Origin of the sequence: Methylobacterium sp. E-016, assembly GCF_022829745.1 — a bacterium.
In the GTDB taxonomy this organism is placed as follows: Bacteria; Pseudomonadota; Alphaproteobacteria; order Rhizobiales; family Beijerinckiaceae; genus Methylobacterium.
The window spans coordinates 25004-39883 of the sequence record NZ_JAKSYF010000113.1; the positions used below are offsets into that span (position 1 = coordinate 25004).

19 protein-coding genes are annotated in these 14880 nt (G+C 71.2%); 9 read left to right on the top strand and 10 right to left on the bottom strand.

Translation table 11 applies throughout. The features are described from left to right. The first annotated feature begins 14 nt into the window (after window positions 1-14). Both MKK68_RS13895 and MKK68_RS13900 read left to right on the top strand, forming a co-directional pair. Window positions 15-242: a hypothetical protein gene (locus MKK68_RS13895; RefSeq protein WP_147844422.1), complete on the top strand. Its 228-nt coding sequence runs from the start codon at window positions 15-17 to the stop codon at window positions 240-242. Window positions 243-246: 4 nt separating this feature from the next. Beyond that, window positions 247-603, top strand: a complete 357-nt coding sequence (locus MKK68_RS13900) for a hypothetical protein (RefSeq protein ID WP_147728010.1) — start codon at window positions 247-249, stop codon at window positions 601-603. A gap of 53 nt (window positions 604-656) precedes the next feature. Here the strand turns inward: MKK68_RS13900 and MKK68_RS13905 are convergent, their stop codons facing one another. Both MKK68_RS13905 and MKK68_RS13910 read right to left on the bottom strand, forming a co-directional pair. After that, window positions 657-1022, bottom strand: coding sequence for a photosystem reaction center subunit H (locus tag MKK68_RS13905; protein WP_147728009.1), 366 nt, complete (start codon window positions 1020-1022; stop codon window positions 657-659). Window positions 1023-1061: 39 nt separating this feature from the next. Beyond that, the gene (locus MKK68_RS13910; RefSeq protein WP_147728008.1) at window positions 1062-1487 is read right to left on the bottom strand and encodes a response regulator; all 426 of its coding nucleotides are present in this window, start codon (window positions 1485-1487) and stop codon (window positions 1062-1064) included. 207 nt (window positions 1488-1694) lie between these two features. Here MKK68_RS13910 and MKK68_RS13915 point away from each other — a divergent pair, with 207 nt between their 5' ends. The 4 genes from MKK68_RS13915 to MKK68_RS13930 all read left to right on the top strand — a co-directional run bounded on the left by MKK68_RS13915 (window position 1695) and on the right by MKK68_RS13930 (window position 5397). Beyond that, window positions 1695-2369 (top strand): YoaK family protein, encoded by a 675-nt coding sequence (locus MKK68_RS13915; RefSeq protein WP_147858227.1) that lies wholly within the window; start codon window positions 1695-1697, stop codon window positions 2367-2369. A gap of 49 nt (window positions 2370-2418) precedes the next feature. Beyond that, window positions 2419-3420, top strand: a complete 1002-nt coding sequence (locus tag MKK68_RS13920; protein WP_147728007.1) for a WD40 repeat domain-containing protein — start codon at window positions 2419-2421, stop codon at window positions 3418-3420. Between the two features lie 71 nt (window positions 3421-3491). Beyond that, window positions 3492-4016, top strand: a complete 525-nt coding sequence (locus tag MKK68_RS13925) for a DUF2937 family protein (protein ID WP_244030772.1) — start codon at window positions 3492-3494, stop codon at window positions 4014-4016. Between the two features lie 136 nt (window positions 4017-4152). Then, entirely contained in the window at window positions 4153-5397 is a 1245-nt protein-coding gene (locus tag MKK68_RS13930; protein WP_147842045.1) for a peptide ABC transporter permease, read from the top strand. A gap of 4 nt (window positions 5398-5401) precedes the next feature. Here MKK68_RS13930 and MKK68_RS13935 read toward each other — a convergent pair whose 3' ends face one another. The 5 genes from MKK68_RS13935 to argC form a co-directional block, all read right to left on the bottom strand. Then, window positions 5402-5806, bottom strand: a complete 405-nt coding sequence (locus tag MKK68_RS13935) for a metallopeptidase family protein (protein ID WP_147727767.1) — start codon at window positions 5804-5806, stop codon at window positions 5402-5404. Next, window positions 5803-6516 carry a pyrimidine 5'-nucleotidase gene (locus MKK68_RS13940; RefSeq protein WP_244030773.1) on the bottom strand — a complete coding sequence of 238 codons (714 nt, stop codon included), beginning with the start codon at window positions 6514-6516 and terminating at the stop codon, window positions 5803-5805. The genes MKK68_RS13935 and MKK68_RS13940 overlap by 4 nt, the downstream gene beginning before the upstream one ends. A 120-nt stretch (window positions 6517-6636) precedes the next feature. Continuing rightward, complete coding sequence (gene argB, locus MKK68_RS13945; protein ID WP_147727765.1) at window positions 6637-7530, bottom strand: acetylglutamate kinase; 894 nt, start codon at window positions 7528-7530, stop codon at window positions 6637-6639. A 70-nt stretch (window positions 7531-7600) separates the two neighbouring features. Next, window positions 7601-8071 (bottom strand): DUF1348 family protein, encoded by a 471-nt coding sequence (locus MKK68_RS13950; RefSeq protein ID WP_147858225.1) that lies wholly within the window; start codon window positions 8069-8071, stop codon window positions 7601-7603. A gap of 75 nt (window positions 8072-8146) precedes the next feature. After that, window positions 8147-9094: an N-acetyl-gamma-glutamyl-phosphate reductase gene (gene argC / locus MKK68_RS13955; RefSeq protein ID WP_244030776.1), complete on the bottom strand. Its 948-nt coding sequence runs from the start codon at window positions 9092-9094 to the stop codon at window positions 8147-8149. 177 nt (window positions 9095-9271) lie between these two features. Between argC and MKK68_RS13960 the strand changes: the two genes are divergently transcribed. Next, on the top strand, window positions 9272-9775 hold the full coding sequence (locus MKK68_RS13960; protein WP_243932519.1) for a hypothetical protein: 504 nt from the start codon (window positions 9272-9274) through the stop codon (window positions 9773-9775). 136 nt (window positions 9776-9911) lie between these two features. Here MKK68_RS13960 and rpsI read toward each other — a convergent pair whose 3' ends face one another. From rpsI to MKK68_RS13975, 3 genes are all read right to left on the bottom strand, one after another. Continuing rightward, entirely contained in the window at window positions 9912-10397 is a 486-nt protein-coding gene (gene rpsI / locus MKK68_RS13965; protein ID WP_147842051.1) for a 30S ribosomal protein S9, read from the bottom strand. 1 nt (window position 10398) lies between these two features. Continuing rightward, window positions 10399-10860: a 50S ribosomal protein L13 gene (gene rplM / locus MKK68_RS13970; RefSeq protein ID WP_147750196.1), complete on the bottom strand. Its 462-nt coding sequence runs from the start codon at window positions 10858-10860 to the stop codon at window positions 10399-10401. Window positions 10861-11088: 228 nt separating this feature from the next. Beyond that, window positions 11089-11667 (bottom strand): CoA-binding protein, encoded by a 579-nt coding sequence (locus MKK68_RS13975; RefSeq protein WP_147842052.1) that lies wholly within the window; start codon window positions 11665-11667, stop codon window positions 11089-11091. A 246-nt stretch (window positions 11668-11913) separates the two neighbouring features. On the opposite strand from MKK68_RS13975, the gene MKK68_RS13980 reads away from it, so the two are divergent. Then, complete coding sequence (locus MKK68_RS13980) at window positions 11914-13335, top strand: alpha/beta hydrolase (protein WP_244030778.1); 1422 nt, start codon at window positions 11914-11916, stop codon at window positions 13333-13335. Continuing rightward, a complete protein-coding gene (locus MKK68_RS13985) occupies window positions 13332-14879 on the top strand; it encodes a GMC family oxidoreductase (protein ID WP_244030779.1) in 1548 nt (515 codons plus the stop codon). The genes MKK68_RS13980 and MKK68_RS13985 overlap by 4 nt, the downstream gene beginning before the upstream one ends. Window position 14880: the final 1 nt, after the last annotated feature.

The following is a 14880-nucleotide window of genomic DNA, read 5'->3' on the forward strand; positions in this document are numbered from 1 at the left end:
GCAGAGGCACGGCGGTGCGCGAGACCTTTCACATTGAAGTCCTCGGCCCCGAGCCGGGCGACGTCCAGACGCGGATCTCGGTGCGCAGCGCCGGGCTCGAGGGCGCGCAGGAACGCGCCTTGCGCCTGTTCGCCCGCGCCCGCGTCCCGCAGCGTTCGGGCGGGCCGGCGGAGGCGGTGCGGGTGATCGACGGCGCCGGGCGCGAGGTGTTCTTCCGCAGCCGCTTCGACGAGCCGGGCTGAGGCCATGCGCAAGGCTCTCGTCGTCCTGGCGCTGCTGGTGCTGGTCCCGGCCCTGTTCGTGCGCAGCTACAGCCTGCCGCCGGCCCCCGACCGGCGCGGCGGCACCACGATCCAGCTGACGCTGCCGAACCGGCCCCTGTTCGGCAGCCCGCGGGCCGACTGCGTCGGCGCGCCCGAGGACGATCCCGTGATCGCCTGCCTGATCGCCTCGGTGAACCGATCGCGGACCGAGGGCGTCGTGCTGCTGTCGCTGCCGTTCTCGCCGACCGCCTACGGCTTGTCCGAGCGGGTCGCGCTCCTCGGCCGGGACGAGGCCGCCGGCAAGGCGCAGCTCGCCCGGATCGCGCGGTTCGGCTGGTAGAGGCGGACCGACCCGGGCTTCCCCATCATGTGGGCGTGATCATTTGGGCTTGATCATTTGGGCTTGGCCGGCGCGGCCGGCTCCAAGGCGGGCTTGGGCTTGCGCGCCTCCTGCAGGTCCTCGGCCTTCTCCTCGTCGGTGTCGCCCTTCTCGATCGTCTTCTCCGGGTCGGCGGCCAGGGTCTTCACGATCTCCAGAACGCGCTCGCACTCGGTGACGTAGGAATAGGTTTCGAGCACGATCGCCGCGTCGCGCAGCGTGCGCAGGTCGCGCACCGTCTGCTTGTTGGCGGCTTCCTGCAGCTCGCTCTTTCGGGCGATCGTCTCCTCGATCTTGGCGCCCTTCACGTCGCAGGCGGCTTCGACCGGCGTGGCGAGGCCGGCGGCGAGCATCAGGAGGGCGGCGTGAGCGAGGCGCATGCGTCAGGGTTCCGGGCGTCGTGCGTCGAGGGATCGGGATCAGGCGTGGTGGGCGTGGCTGCGCAGGATGTCGTTCGTGAGTGCGACCAGCTGGCTCGGCCGATAGGGTTTCGGCACGAAGATCGATTCGGGGACGGCCTCGCCCTGCGAGAGGCAGGCGCGGCCGCCGGAGGTGTAGACCACCGGGAGCGAGGGGCAATGCGCCCGGGCGGCCCGCGCCAGCGTGATCCCGTTCGTGTTGCGAGCGAGATCGATATCGGTGAAGAGCAGATCGACGGTCTCCCGAGCGAGGATCGCCTCGGCTTCCCAGGCATCCGCGGCGGTCAGGACGCGGTAGCCCTCGTCGAGCAGCGCCTCCGCCGCCAGTTCGCAGACGAACGGCTCGTCCTCCACCACCAAGACGGTGGTGGGCGCGCGGTCGAGGTAGCTCGGCAGGCCGATGGCGGCGCAGGCGAAGGACATCATGACGCAACTCCAACTCACCCGGCGCGGAACGAAGGTCCCGCAGCCGGATCGCAAGACCAACGGGGCCCTGTGCTCCGGCGTTCGCCGGGATTGCATCGAATTGCCGAGGTTTGGTGAGCGAAGCCTTAACCCTGCCCGCCCGCCCCTGGACGAGGCGCTGGGAATGGTTAACCGAGTGTTGACGGAACGCGCACCGGATCAGGTTTTGTGAGCCGGTCCTGGCAGCTCGGCACCGGCCTCGTGCTGACGGCGCTCGCTGGATACGTCGACGCCCTCGGCTTCGTGCGCCTCGGCGGCCTCTACACCTCGTTCATGAGCGGTAACACCACGCAGCTCTCGGTCTTCCTCGGGCACGCCGACTTCGCGCACGTGGTGCTGCCGGCGGTCCTGATCGGCGGGTTCCTCGCCGGCGCGGTCCTTGGCAGCGGGCTGTCGATCCTGGTCCCCTTCCCCTGGGCGACGCCGGCGGTGCTCGGCTACGAGGCCTTGCTGATCCTGGCCGCCCTCGGCGTCGGCCTCGCGATCCCGGAGCTCGGCATCGCCTCGTTCTTCATGGCGGTGGCGATGGGCTCGCAGAACGCTGTGCTGGCGCAGGTGAAGGGGTTTCGCGCCGGCACCACCTTCGTCACCGGGGCGCTGTTCAGCCTCGGGCAGAAGATCGCGCAGGCGCTCACCCGCACCGGGCCGCCCTTCGGCTGGGTCGGGGACGGGGCGGTCTGGGCCGCCCTCCTGGTCGGCGCCCTCGCCGGCGCCGTGGCCTATGCCCGCCTCGACCTCTATGCCCTGGTGATCCCGGCGGCGATATCGGGCGTTCTCGCACTGGTCGCCGCGATCTTCGCGCTCCGCCACCGCGCGATGATGCCCGAGCCGCCCGCCGCCTGATCCCGTTCCGCACCCGTCCTGTCCGCCTTCGTTCCGATCGAGTCGCCCGATGAGCAACACCTCGCTGACCACCCACGTCGCGCCGATCGAGGCGGGCGCCCACGTCGTCGCCGCGCACTTCGTGAAGGACGCGCTGCTGCTGGCGCTCGGCGACGGCACGATCGTCCTGAGCCGCGACGGCACCTCGAGCCGCCTCGCCGCCCATCCCGAGGCCGGCATCCTCGCTGCCGCCGGCGATGCTAACCGCCTCGTCACCGGCGGCGACGACGGGCGCGTCGTGGCGATCGGGGCCGACGGCACCCTGTCCGAGGTCGCCACCGCCAAGGGCGGCGCCTGGATCGATGCGCTGGCGCTGCACCCCGACGGGTCGGTCGCCTACGCCGCCGGGCGCAGCGTGGTCGCCCGCGACGCCAAGGGGCGCGAGCGGACCCTCACCGCCCCCTCCACCGCCCGCGGCCTCGCCTTCGCCCCGAAGGGCTACCGGCTCGCGGCGTCGCACTACAACGGCGTCTCGCTCTGGTACCCGAACCACGAGACCCCGGCCGAGATGGTCGAGTGGAAGGGCTCGCACATCGACGTGACGTGGTCGCCCGACGGGCGCTTCGTCGTCTCGACCATGCAGGAGAACGCGCTGCACGGCTGGCGCCTGCAGCCGGACCGCGGCCACATGCGGATGTCGGGCTACCCGGCCAAGGTGCGCTCGGTGTCGTGGTCGTCGGACGGGCACTGGCTCGCCACCAGCGGCGCGGAGGCCGCGATCGTCTGGCCGTTCGATTCGAAGGAGGGCCCGACCGGCAAGGCCCCGCGGGAGTGCGGGGTGCGCCCGGCCCGCGTCTCGCGCGTCGCGTTCCACCCCAAGGCCCTGGTGCTGGCGATGGGCTACGAGGACGGCTGCATCCTGCTCGTGCGCTTCACCGACGCCTCGGAGCTGCTGGTCCGCCCGGCGGTGAAGGGCAGCGCGATCTCGGCGCTCGCCTGGGACGCGAAGGGCGGGCGGCTGGCCTTCGGATGCGTCGACGGCGCGGCGGGCCTGCTGACCCTGCCGGCCTGAATCCGACCGGGTTCTGGAACTGCCGCCGTCGCCGTGCTCTTCTGCAACGACCATTTCGACGAGGCGATGCCGTGTTTCGTGTCTTCCGCACCCTCGGTCTGGCGCTCGGCCTCCTCGGCGGCGGGCTGGCGGCGCAGGGCCCCGAATTCGCCCAGCAATACGCCCAGCGCCTCGGCGGCGCCCTCGACGAGCTGAAGCGCGAGATCGCGACGCTCGATTCCGACGCCAAGGCCACCGGCAACACCCGCGACGGGGCGGTCGACCGGCTTCGCACCAACCCCGACACCCTGATCGCGCGGCGGGGCGAGGCGGCGCGCTACGACATCGAGCGGCTCGCCCGGCTTTCGGCGCAGCAGCAGGCGCTGGCCTCGGCCATGAGCCCGCTCGGGCGGCTCGCCGCCGTGATCCGCGACCCGGACGTGCCGCTCGCCCGCGCCACCTACCAGAATTACGAACCGGCGCTGCCGACCACGACGGACGGGGTGGTGGCCGGGCTGCTCGGGTTCCTCGCCGCCTGGGGCGGCTGGCGCGTGCTGTCCGACGTCGGTCGCCGCGTGGTCCGCCGCCGGCCGCAGACGGAGGTCACGACCGCCTGAGGCGGGCGACGTCGGCGCCCCTGTGTGGCCGGGCGTCTACAGCCCCTAGCGCGCGGCTTGCTTAAGCGGGAAGGCAAGGACGGGCGCGGCCGGGTTTCCCGGGCACGTCGCCGTCACGCTGGTTTCGAGTCGCACCATGGCGCGCCCATCCACCCAGACGATCGACCCGGCGCTCGATGCGGCCGCGCTCCTGCGCCGCGTCGGGTTCTTCGGGCTGTTCGTGATCGTGCCGGTGGTGGCGCAGGTGGCGCGCCGCGCCACGGTGATCCTCGCCCCGATCGCGGTCGCGCTGCTGATCATCGCCAGCGCCATCGACGGGCGCCAGCGCCCGCTGCTGTCGGGCAGCGCCCGGCTGCTGCGCGCGCCGGCCTTCCTAGCCGGCCTGCTCGTGCTGGTGTGGATGGCGCTGTCGCTGGTCTGGACGCCGTTCCCCGGCGCCGCCTCCGAGCGCTTCGCCAACCTCGTCGCGACGATCCTGCTGACGCTCGCCGGCTACATGGCGCTGCCGGACCGGATGCGCTCGGCCAACCTCTACCTGCTGCCGCTCGGCGTCACCGCGGCGGCGATCGTCGCCATCGTGCTCGGCCTGTTCGGCGACACCCTGATGCGCGGCGTGCCCGACGACGACAACGCGCTCGATCGCGGCCTCACCCTCCTGGCCTTGCTGCTCTGGCCCTCGGTGGCGTGGCTGCGCTCGCGCCGGCGCGACCGCGAGGCGCTGGGCCTCGCCGTGGTGGTCGCCGTGGCGCTGGCGGTCTCCCCGAACGTCGGGCAGATCGCGGCCCTGGCGATCGGCGCCCTCGCCTTCGCCGTGACGAGCTTCCGGCCGCGCCTCGGCGTCGGCCTCACCGCGGGCCTGGCCGCCGGCCTGCTCGCGGTGGCGCCGCTGCTGCCGTTCCTGGCGCGACCGATCGGCGCCGCCCTGTTCGGGCCGCTCAGCCCCGGCGTGCTGACGCTGAAGAGCTGGCAGCGAATCGTGACCACCGAGCCGGTCCGGCTGATCACTGGCCACGGCTTCGAGACGGCGCTGCGCGGCCGGGTCTTCGGGTTGATCCCGGTGAACGCCCCTAGCACGGCGCTGTTCGCCATGTGGTACGAGCTCGGCGTCGTCGGGGCGCTCGCCGCCGCCTTCGCCCTCTACGCCTCGATTCGCCGGGCGGGCCGCGACGTGCCGCTGCTGGTTCCCGGGGCGATGGCGGGCTTCGCCGCCGCCTTCACCATCGCCTGCATCGGCGTCGGGCTCACGGTGGTGTGGTGGCTGACGACGCTCGCCATCACCATCCTGGTCTTCGTCGCGATCGAGCGCGGGCAGTTCCGCACGCGGCGCCCGAAGGTCAGCCGCCTTAAGCTGCCGACGCCGGGCGAGCCGCCGCGCGCCTGACGGGTCAGAGGTCGGCCGCCGCCTCGATGCCGGCCATGTCGGCGTCCGAGAGCCCGACATGGTGGCCGATCTCGTGGATCAGGACGTGGGCGACGAGGTGGCCGAGCGTCTCGTCGTGCTCGGCCCAGTAATCCAGCAGGGGCCGGCGATAGAGCCAGACGGTGTTCGGCATCTGGCCCGTCACGGTCTCGCCCGCCTGGGCCAGCCCGATGCCGCGGAACAGGCCGAGCAGGTCGAACTCCGAGTCGCAGGCCATTTCGGTCAGCGTGTCGTCGTCGGGAAAATCGTCGACGACGATGCGGACGTCCTTCGCCAGCGCCCGGAATTCCGCCGGCAGCGCGGCGAAGGCCGCCTGGGCCAGATCCTCGATCTCGGCGAGGCTCGGCGCCTTGGCGGCGGCGAGGCTCACGCGGCGTCCTTTGCCACCGGGAGGACGCAGCTGCGCAGGAAGCCGGCGAGATCGTTGGTGATGTGGTCGATATGCGCCCCCCGCACCGCCTCCTGCTCGAACGCCTCGCGGTAGGGGTCGATCACGGCCGGAACCACGAGGACGGTGGCCATCCCCATCTGGTGGGGCACCGCGAGGTTGCGGGCGATGTCCTCGAACAGGGCCGCCCGCGTCGGGTCGACCCGATGCTGCGCGAGGAAACGCTCGTAGGTCGCGCGCTCGGGCTTGGGCACGAAGTCGGCGGCGGCGATGTCGAACACGTCCTCGAAATGGTCGAGGATGCCGAGGCTCTTCGCGACGTTCTCGGCGTGCCTGCGCGAGCCGTTCGTGAGGATCAGCTTGCGCCCGGGCAGCCGCTCGATTGCGTCGCCCAGAGCCGGGTCGAGCCGGATCGTCGCGTGGTCGATGTCGTGGGCGAAGTCGAGGAAGGCGTGCGGGTCGACGTTCTCCTCGACCATCAGCGCCTTCAGCGTCGTGCCGTAGCGGTGGTAGAAATACTTCTGCAGCGCGCGCGCCGAGAGCCCGTCGAGGCCGTAGAGCTGCATCACGAACAGCGTGATGCGCTCGTCCACCTGCGGCCACACCATGGCGTCGCTCGGGTAGAGGGTGTTGTCGAGGTCGAACACCCAGGTGTCGACGGCCTCGAAGCCGCGCGCATCCGGGGCCGTCACGTGGCTCTCGCCGGGTATGGTTCTGTTCGAGATGTCCGGTCTCCGAAAATGACCGCGGGGCGCGATGCGGTCGCCCGGGCCGAAGCACGACCCGGGCGCTTTCGATGGTGCGTTCGTCCGTCAGCTTCGGCGGATCAGGGTGCCGGCGCCGTAATCGGTGAAGAGCTCGAGCAGCACCGCGTGGTTGACCTTGCCGTCGAGGATGACGACCGCCTCGACGCCCTGGTCGATCGCGTAGATGCAGGTCTCGATCTTCGGGATCATGCCGCCGGTGATGGTGCCGTCGGCGATCAGTCGCCGGCAATCCTCGACCGTCAGCTCCGGGATCAGGTTCTTGTCCTTGTCGAGCACCCCCGGCACGTCGGTGAGCAGCAGCAGGCGCTTGGCCCGCAGCGCGCCGGCGATGGCGCCAGAGAAGGTGTCGGCGTTGACGTTGTAGGTCTTGCCGTCGGCACCGTACGCCACCGGCGCCAGGACCGGGATCAGCTCCGCCTTCAGCACCGCGTCGAGGACGCCGCGCTCGACATGCTCGGGCTCGCCGACGAGGCCGAGGTCCACCGTCTGCATCTCCCGGCTCTCGGGGTCCATCACGGTCTTCGACGCCCGCTTGGCGCGGACCATGTTCCCGTCCTTGCCGCACAGGCCGATCGCCCGGCCGCCCTCGGCCGAGATCCAGCCGACGATCTGCTTGTTGATCGACCCGGCCAAAACCATCTCGACCACCTCGACGGTGGCCTCGTCGGTGACGCGAAGGCCGCCGCGGAACTCGGATTGGATGCCGAGCCGGTCGAGCATCCGGCCGATCTGCGGGCCGCCGCCGTGGACGACGATCGGCTTCACGCCCGACTGCTCGAGCAGCACGATGTCCTCGGCGAAGTCCTCGGCCGCCGAAGCGTCGCCCATGGCATGCCCGCCATACTTGATGACCACGATCTCCTGGTCGTAGCGCTGCATGTGGGGCAGCGCCTGGGCCAAAACTTCGGCACGGACGTGCACGTTGGGCAGTTCGGTCATCGGCATCCTTTCGCGCCGGCATCGCGACGCGCGGGCTTCTACAGGAACGCGGGCGAACCGCGAAACGCGGTCACAGGCCGAGGTCGCTCAGGCCCGGATGGTCGGCCGGGCGCGGCCCTTGCGGCCAGTGGAACTTGCGCTCGGACGCGTCGATCGCGACGTCGTTGATGCTGGCCTCGCGGCGGCGCATCAGGCCCGTTTCGGTGAATTCCCATTGCTCGTTGCCGTGCGAGCGGAACCACTGCCCGGACGCGTCGTGCCATTCGTAGGCGAAGCGCGCCGCGATCCGGTTCTCATGGAAGGCCCAGACCTCCTTGATCAGGCGGTACTCGCGCTCGCGCTCCCACTTGCGCGTCAGGAACGCGACGATCGCCGGCCGCCCGGTCAGGAACTCGGAGCGGTTCCGCCACCAGCTGTCGGGGGTGTAGGCGAGCGACACCCGCTCGGGATCGCGGGTGTTCCAGGCATCCTCGGCGCCGCGCGCCTTCTTCGCCGCGGACAAGGCGTCGAACGGCGGCAGCGGTGGGCGCGTCTCGGTCATGCTGGAACGGTCTCCTGTTGCTGACACCCGATTGTTCGCGGGCCGTCGGGCCACGTCAATGCGTCGGGCGCAGGCTCAGGCGCCGAGCCCGAGCATCAGGCCGATGTTCTGGACCGCCGCCCCGGAGGCGCCCTTGCCGAGGTTGTCGAGGCGCGCGACCAGCACCGCCTGACGGTGCTCGGCCGAGCCGAACACCCGCAGCTCGAGGCGGTCGGTGTCGTTCAACGCCTCCGGCTCGATCTGCTCCTTGTGCGCGCCGGTGGTGGCGCCGATCACCACCTGCACCAGCGCCTGCCCCGCATACCAGCGTGCGAGCGCGTTCTCGAGATCGCCGGCGGACGGACGGCCCGGCAACGCGTCGAGATGGAGCGGGATCGAGACCAGCATGCCCTGCCGGAACGCGCCGACGGACGGGATGAAGATCGGCCGGGTGGTGAGCCGGGAATAGGCCTGCGTCTCCGGCAGGTGCTTGTGCGCGAAGCCGAGGCCGTAGAGCAGGAACGGGGCCGCGGAGCCGGCCTCGTAGGCCTCGATCATGCTCTTGCCGCCGCCGCTGTAGCCGCTGACCGCGTTGATGCTGACGGGGAAGTCGGACGGGATCAGGCCGCCCTCGACCAGGGGCCGCAGCAGCGCGATCGCGCCGGTGGGATAGCAGCCGGGATTGGCGACCCGGCGCGCGGCGGCGATCGCCTCCGCCTGCCCCGGGGCCATCTCGGCGAAGCCGTAGGTCCAGCCCGCCGCGACGCGGTGGGCGGTGCTGGCATCGAGCACGCGGGGGCCGCCGCCGGGCAGCGCGTCGCAGAGCGCCACCGTCTCGCGGGCGGCGTCGTCCGGCAGGCAGAGCACCACGAGGTCGACCTCGGCGAGCAGCGCCCGCTTCACGCCGGCATCCTTGCGGTCGGCATGCGCGATGCTGCGCAGGGTCACCTTGCCGTCGCGCTCCAGGCGCTCGCGGATGCCGAGCCCGGTGGTGCCGGCCTCGCCGTCGATGAACACCGTCGGCTTGTGGTTCTCGCCCGCCATCGTCGTCGCACCCCCGAATCCGGCCGCCGCCGGCGCGTCGTGTCGCGGTGCGGGAGGTGGCCGGTGCGTGCCGGCCTGTCAATGCCGGGCGTCATCAACAGGCCATCGCATCACCGCCGGAACGGGGCCGGCGTGCTCTCGTTGTTGGCAAAATCCACGACGACGGGTGATCGAGCGATGTCCGAGACAGCGAAGAAGACCGACCCCAAGCTTTGGGAGAAGACCAAGGACAAGGTCACGAAGAGCGACAAGGGCGGAAAGGCCGGCCAATGGTCGGCCCGGAAGGCTCAGCTCGCGACCCAGGAATACAAGAAGGCCGGCGGCGGCTATGCCGGCAAGAAGACCGACGACAACCATCTCAAGCAGTGGACCGACGAGGCATGGGACACGAAGTCTGGCAAGGAGAGCGGCAAGACCGGGGAACGCTACCTGCCGAAGAAGGCGCGCGAGGCGGTCTCCGACGAGCAGTACGACCGCTCGACCGAGAAGAAGCGCAGCGACACGGCCAAGGGCAAGCAGTTCTCGAAGCAGCCGAAGGACGTGGCGAAGAAGGCTGCCGCGGCGCGCAAGTCTGCCTCCGGCGAGACCAAGGCCGACCTGATGAAGAAGGCCAAGGCGCAGAAGGTCGCCGGGCGCTCGAAGATGTCTAAGGCCGAGCTGGAGAAGGCCGTCCACGCCTGAAACGGAGTGGTTCGACGGCCTGCTCCATCGGACGCCCTTCGAAGCGCCGCGCGATAAGCGAGCCGGCGGTTCGACCAAACCAAGAAAAAAGGCGACTCCGCAAGGAGCCGCCTTTTCCTTTGTCCGACCGGGCCGATCAGCGCTTCGAGAACTGGAAGCTGCGGCGGGCCTTCTTGCGGCCGTACTTCTTGCGCTCGACCACGCGGCTGTCGCGGGTGAGGAAGCCCTCGCGCTTCAGCGGCGCGCGCAGCTCCGGCTCGTAGTAGGTCAGCGCCTTCGAGAGGCCGTGACGCACCGCGCCGGCCTGGCCCGAGAGGCCGCCGCCGGCGACCGTGACGGTGATGTCGTACTGGTCGACGCGGTTGGCCACCGTGAGCGGCTGGCGCAGGATCATCCGCAGGACGGGGCGGGCGAAGTACACCTCGACCGCGCGCTTGTTGATGACGACCTTGCCGGTGCCGGGGCGGATCCAGACGCGGGCGACCGCGTCCTTGCGCTTGCCGGTGGCGTAGGCGCGGCCCTGGGCGTCGAGCTTCTGGACGTGGACGGGGGCGGCGTGCTCGTTGTCGAGGCCGCCGGCGTTCGACCGGTTGAGGTCGGAGAGGGACTGAAGCGTCGCCATCTTAAGCGCTCACGTTCTTGCGGTTGAGGACGCCGACGTCGAACGTCTGCGGCTGCTGGGCCTCGTGCGGGTGGCTGGTGCCCTTGTAGACCCGCAGGTTGCCCATGATCTGGCGGAACAGCGGGCCGCGGGGCAGCATGCGCTCGACGGCCTTCTCCACGACGCGCTCGGGGAAGCGCCCTTCGAGGATGAACTTGGCCGACCGCTCCTTAATGCCGCCGGGGAAGCCGGTGTGGTGGTAGTACACCTTCTGGACGTATTTGCGCCCGGTGAACTTCACCTTGTCGGCGTTGATGACGATGACGTTGTCGCCGCAATCGACGTGGGGGGTGTAGGCGGGCTTGTGCTTGCCGCGCAGACGCAGGGCGATGATCGAAGCCAGACGGCCGACGACGAGGCCCTCCGCGTCGATCACGATCCACTTCTTGTCGACGTCGGCGGGCTTCAGCGAAAAGGTTTTCATAAGCCGAATTCCGTTGGCGCTCGGTGGTGTATCGAAAAACGAGCCGCCGCCGCGTCGGGGGACGCGGCGGCGTTGGGCGCTGGATAGACGGGCCGAGGTTCGAGGTCAAGCCGTTTCACGGGCGCGCATCGTCCGAAAAGCGAAGTTCTGGAAGGGGTTCGGCCTGGTGGTATTAGGATACCGCAATGCGGGAACCGGTGCTGTTACGCCGGCTGCGGACGCAGCGCCTCAATCCGTTCCGCCGCCGCGCGGGGCGATGGTGAACTTCTGCACGCCCTTGGCCGCGAGCACCGGCTTCTTCGCGCTGATGATCCGCGAGTTGACGCCGGTCCAGCCGATCTCGCCGGACAGGCGGCCGTACTCGATCTTCGGGCAGCGGTTCATGATCACGGTGACGCCGCGCGCCTCGGCGCGGGCGGCGGCCGCGTCGTCGCGCACGCCGAGCTGCATCCAGATCGTCTTCGGCAGCGGGTCCAGCGCCAAGGCCTCGTCAACGAGGCCGCCGGCGGCGGCGGAGTTGCGGAAGATTTCGACCATGTCGATCGGTTCGCCGATCTCGGCGATGGACGCGGCCACCGGGCGCCCGAGCAGCGTCTGCCCGGCGAGCCCCGGATTGACCGGCGTCACCGCGTAGCCGCGATCGAGCAGGTACTTCAGCACGATCCAGCTCGGACGCGCCGGATTGGCCGAGGCGCCGACCAGGGCGATGGTGCGCGTCGCCCGCAGCGTGGCGCGGATATGCGCGTCGGCGTAGCGGTCGTGGCGGGTGGCGAGGCCGTCGGGAACCTGGTCGAGGGTCGGGATCATCGGGCTTGGCTTCTTCTTCGGATCGCAGCCCGCTCTGCTTACGGCTGCGCGCGGATCGGGTCGACCCGGTGCACGGTCTCGGGTCGTTCCGGCGGTCGATCCCCCGGGTGTCGGCCATCGCCGTGCCGGCGGCGGCGGGCCCCGCGCCACGGGTCCACGTCGCGCGGGGCATCGCGCGTCGCATTCGGCGCCAAGCGCGGCAATTAGGTCGCTTGATTGCCGGGCGTCCCGCGCAACTTTGCTGGCATGAGCCCGAACGTCCCGTCCGCCCCCTCCCCGCCGCCGACCTTGTTCTGCCTGCACTTCCTCGGCGGCAGCGCACGGGAATGGGCGCAGGTCGCCGATCGCCTCGGCGCCGCGGTCGCGTGCGTCCCGATCGACCTCCCCGGCTTCGGCGACGCCGCCGACGTGCCGGGCTACGACGTCGCGGCGATGGCCGATCACGTCGCGGGCAGGATCCGTGCGGCGGCCCCGGCGCGCTGGCTGATCGCCGGGCACAGCATGGGTGCCAAGGTGGCGCTCGCGCTGGCCCGCCGCGCCGAGGACGGCGAGGCGGGGCTGGACGGTCTCTCCGGCCTCGTGCTGCTCGCGGGATCGCCGCCGAGCCCCGAGCCGATGGAAGAGGCGCGCCGCGAGACGATGATCGCCTGGATCGGAGCCGACGCGGCGACCCGGCAGGCGGAAGCTCAGGTCTTCATCGAGAGCAACGTCGGCTCTCCCCTCCCCGCCGAACGCGCCGAAGCCGCGGTCGCCGACGTGCTGCGCACCGCGCCGGCGGCCTGGCGGGCCTGGCTCAGCGATGGAAGCCGCGAAGATTGGTGCGAGCGCATCGGCATCCTGCGCACCCCGGCCCTGATCCTCGCCGGGGGCGAGGACGGCGACCTCGGGCCGGAGGCGCAGGCCGCGCTGATGGCGCCGCATCTCGGTTCATCGCGCCGTGTCACCCTCGACGGCGCCGGCCATCTGCTGCCGATCGAGCGGCCCGACGCGGTCGCCGACCTGATCCGCGCCCATGCGGCCGCACCCGACACGACGTTTGCCGAGGCACCTGTGATCGACGCGGCGTATGCGAGACTAATCGCGTCGGACCGGGTCAACAGCCGCCTGCGCGACGCCTTGCACGCGCGGGCCGAGCCCGACGATCCCGGCTATCGACCGCGGGCCCTCGACGCGATCGAGCTCGCGATCCTGCGCGCCCTCGTCGCCCGCGTCCTGCCGCAGGCCGCCGGGATCGACCTCGCCGCCCGCATCGACGCGCGGCTCGCGAGCGGCCGGGGCGACGGCTGGCGGTTCTCCGCCCTGCCGCCGGACGCATTGGCCTACAAGACCGCGCTTCGCAGCCTCGATGCCGCGGCGGGCGCCGACGGTCGGCGCTTCCTCGCCCTCGACGGCGCGGCGCAGGACGACCTGCTCCGGGCGATCGAGAAGGGCGTCCTGCCGGGCGGATCGGCGCTCGGCTTCGCGCCGGAGCAGCTGACCGTCTGGTTCGAGGACCTGCGCGCCGACGTGGTGCGCACTTGGCTCGCCCATCCGGCGGCGCTCGCCTGGATCGGGTTCTCCGGCATCGGTGCGGGCGGCGACGGTGCGCAGCCGGTGGGCTTCACCAAGATCGGATTGGGCGAGCGCGAGGGCTGGGAGCCCGTCGCGCAGGGTGGGGACGGACGATGAACCTCGATTCCATGACGCGCTACGCGACCGACGACGTCGTCGATGCGGTGGTGATCGGCACCGGTGCCGGCGGCGCGCCGCTGATGGCGCGCCTCGCCGCCGCCGGATCGCGCGTCGTCGCCCTCGAGGCCGGCCCGAACTTCGACCCCAAGGGCTTCGCCTTCGACGAGACGCTCGCCGACGAGATCTACTGGACCGACGAGCGCCCGAGCGGCGGCTCGACCCCGGAAGCCTTCGGCGGCAACAACAGCGGCACGGGCGTCGGCGGCTCGACCCTGCACTGGGGCGCGTTCTGCCCGCGCGCCGACCAGCGCGATTTGATGATCCGCACCGAGACCGGCGAGGGCGTCGACTGGCCGGTGAGCTACGACGAGCTGCTGCCGTTCTACGAGCGCGTCGAGGCCTTCATCGGCGTCTCCGGCCCGCAGAGCTATCCGTGGGACGCGAGCCGTCGCTACCCCCTCGCGCCGGTGCCCCGCAACGCGTCGGCGCAGATCATGGCGCAGGCCTGCGAGGGTGCGGGCATCCGCGCGACCGATGCGCCCGCGGCCGTGGTCTCCCGCGACTTCGCGCAGGAGGGCGGGGGCCTGCGCCCGGCCTGCATCAATTGCGGCTACTGCCACCAGGGCTGCCGCAACGGCGCCAAGACCAGCATGGACGTGACCTACCTGCCCCTGGCGGTGGCCCACGGCGCCGAGATCCGGTCCGAGGCGCGGGCCCACGGGTTCGAGCGCGATCGCGACGGCCGGATCACCGCAGTGGTCTACCGGCAGGGCGGCGTCGACCGCCGCCAGCGTTGCGCGCAGGTGTTCCTCTGCGCCGGCTCGGTCGAGACCGCGCGGCTGCTGCTGCATACGGGGCTGGCCAACGGCAGCGGGCAGGTCGGGCGCAACTACATGGGTCACGTCGCGACCCAGGTCTGGGGCACGTTCGACGCCGAGACGCGGCCCAACCGCGGCTACCCGTCATCGCTGATCACCGAGGACATGATCCGGCCGAAGGACGCCGACTTCGCCGGCGGCTACCTCGTCCAGAGCCTCGGCGTCGCGCCGCTGACCTTCGCCAACTCGGTGGCCCGCGGCCGCAAGCTCTGGGGCAAGGCGCTCGGCGACTACCTGGCGGACTACAACCACGTCGCCGGCATCGGCATCAACGGCGAGACCCTGCCGTGCGATGCCAACCGGCTGACGCTCTCCGACGAGACTGACGCCCTGGGCATGGGCAAGGCGACCATTGATTTCGGCTACGGCCACAACGAGGAGCGGCTGAACGCCCACGCGACGAAGCTGATGATCGACCTGTGGACGCGGGCCGGTGCCCGCGACATCTGGGCGCTCGACCGGGTCGCCCACACCATCGGCACCTGCCGCATGGGGCATGACGGCGACGAGGCCGTGGTGGACCCGTTCGGGAAATCCTTCGAGGTCCCGAACCTGTGGATCTGCGACGGCTCCACCTTCCCGAGCTCGCTCGCGGCGAACCCGGCCCTGACCATCATGGCGCTCAGCCTGCGCAGTGCCGAGAAGGTGCTGAGCGGGGCCTGAT

Coding starts and splice junctions, on each gene's coding strand:
- MKK68_RS13900 (WP_147728010.1), top strand. CDS start 247: ATGCGCAAGGCTCTCGTCGTCCTGGCGCTGCTGGTGCTGGTCCCGGCC.
- MKK68_RS13905 (WP_147728009.1), bottom strand. CDS start 1,022: ATGCGCCTCGCTCACGCCGCCCTCCTGATGCTCGCCGCCGGCCTCGCC.
- MKK68_RS13910 (WP_147728008.1), bottom strand. CDS start 1,487: ATGATGTCCTTCGCCTGCGCCGCCATCGGCCTGCCGAGCTACCTCGAC.
- MKK68_RS13920 (WP_147728007.1), top strand. CDS start 2,419: ATGAGCAACACCTCGCTGACCACCCACGTCGCGCCGATCGAGGCGGGC.
- MKK68_RS13930 (WP_147842045.1), top strand. CDS start 4,153: ATGGCGCGCCCATCCACCCAGACGATCGACCCGGCGCTCGATGCGGCC.
- argB (WP_147727765.1), bottom strand. CDS start 7,530: ATGACCGAACTGCCCAACGTGCACGTCCGTGCCGAAGTTTTGGCCCAG.
- MKK68_RS13950 (WP_147858225.1), bottom strand. CDS start 8,071: ATGACCGAGACGCGCCCACCGCTGCCGCCGTTCGACGCCTTGTCCGCG.
- argC (WP_244030776.1), bottom strand. CDS start 9,094: ATGGCGGGCGAGAACCACAAGCCGACGGTGTTCATCGACGGCGAGGCC.
- MKK68_RS13960 (WP_243932519.1), top strand. CDS start 9,272: ATGTCCGAGACAGCGAAGAAGACCGACCCCAAGCTTTGGGAGAAGACC.
- rpsI (WP_147842051.1), bottom strand. CDS start 10,397: ATGGCGACGCTTCAGTCCCTCTCCGACCTCAACCGGTCGAACGCCGGC.
- rplM (WP_147750196.1), bottom strand. CDS start 10,860: ATGAAAACCTTTTCGCTGAAGCCCGCCGACGTCGACAAGAAGTGGATC.
- MKK68_RS13975 (WP_147842052.1), bottom strand. CDS start 11,667: ATGATCCCGACCCTCGACCAGGTTCCCGACGGCCTCGCCACCCGCCAC.
- MKK68_RS13980 (WP_244030778.1), top strand. CDS start 11,914: ATGAGCCCGAACGTCCCGTCCGCCCCCTCCCCGCCGCCGACCTTGTTC.
- MKK68_RS13985 (WP_244030779.1), top strand. CDS start 13,332: ATGAACCTCGATTCCATGACGCGCTACGCGACCGACGACGTCGTCGAT.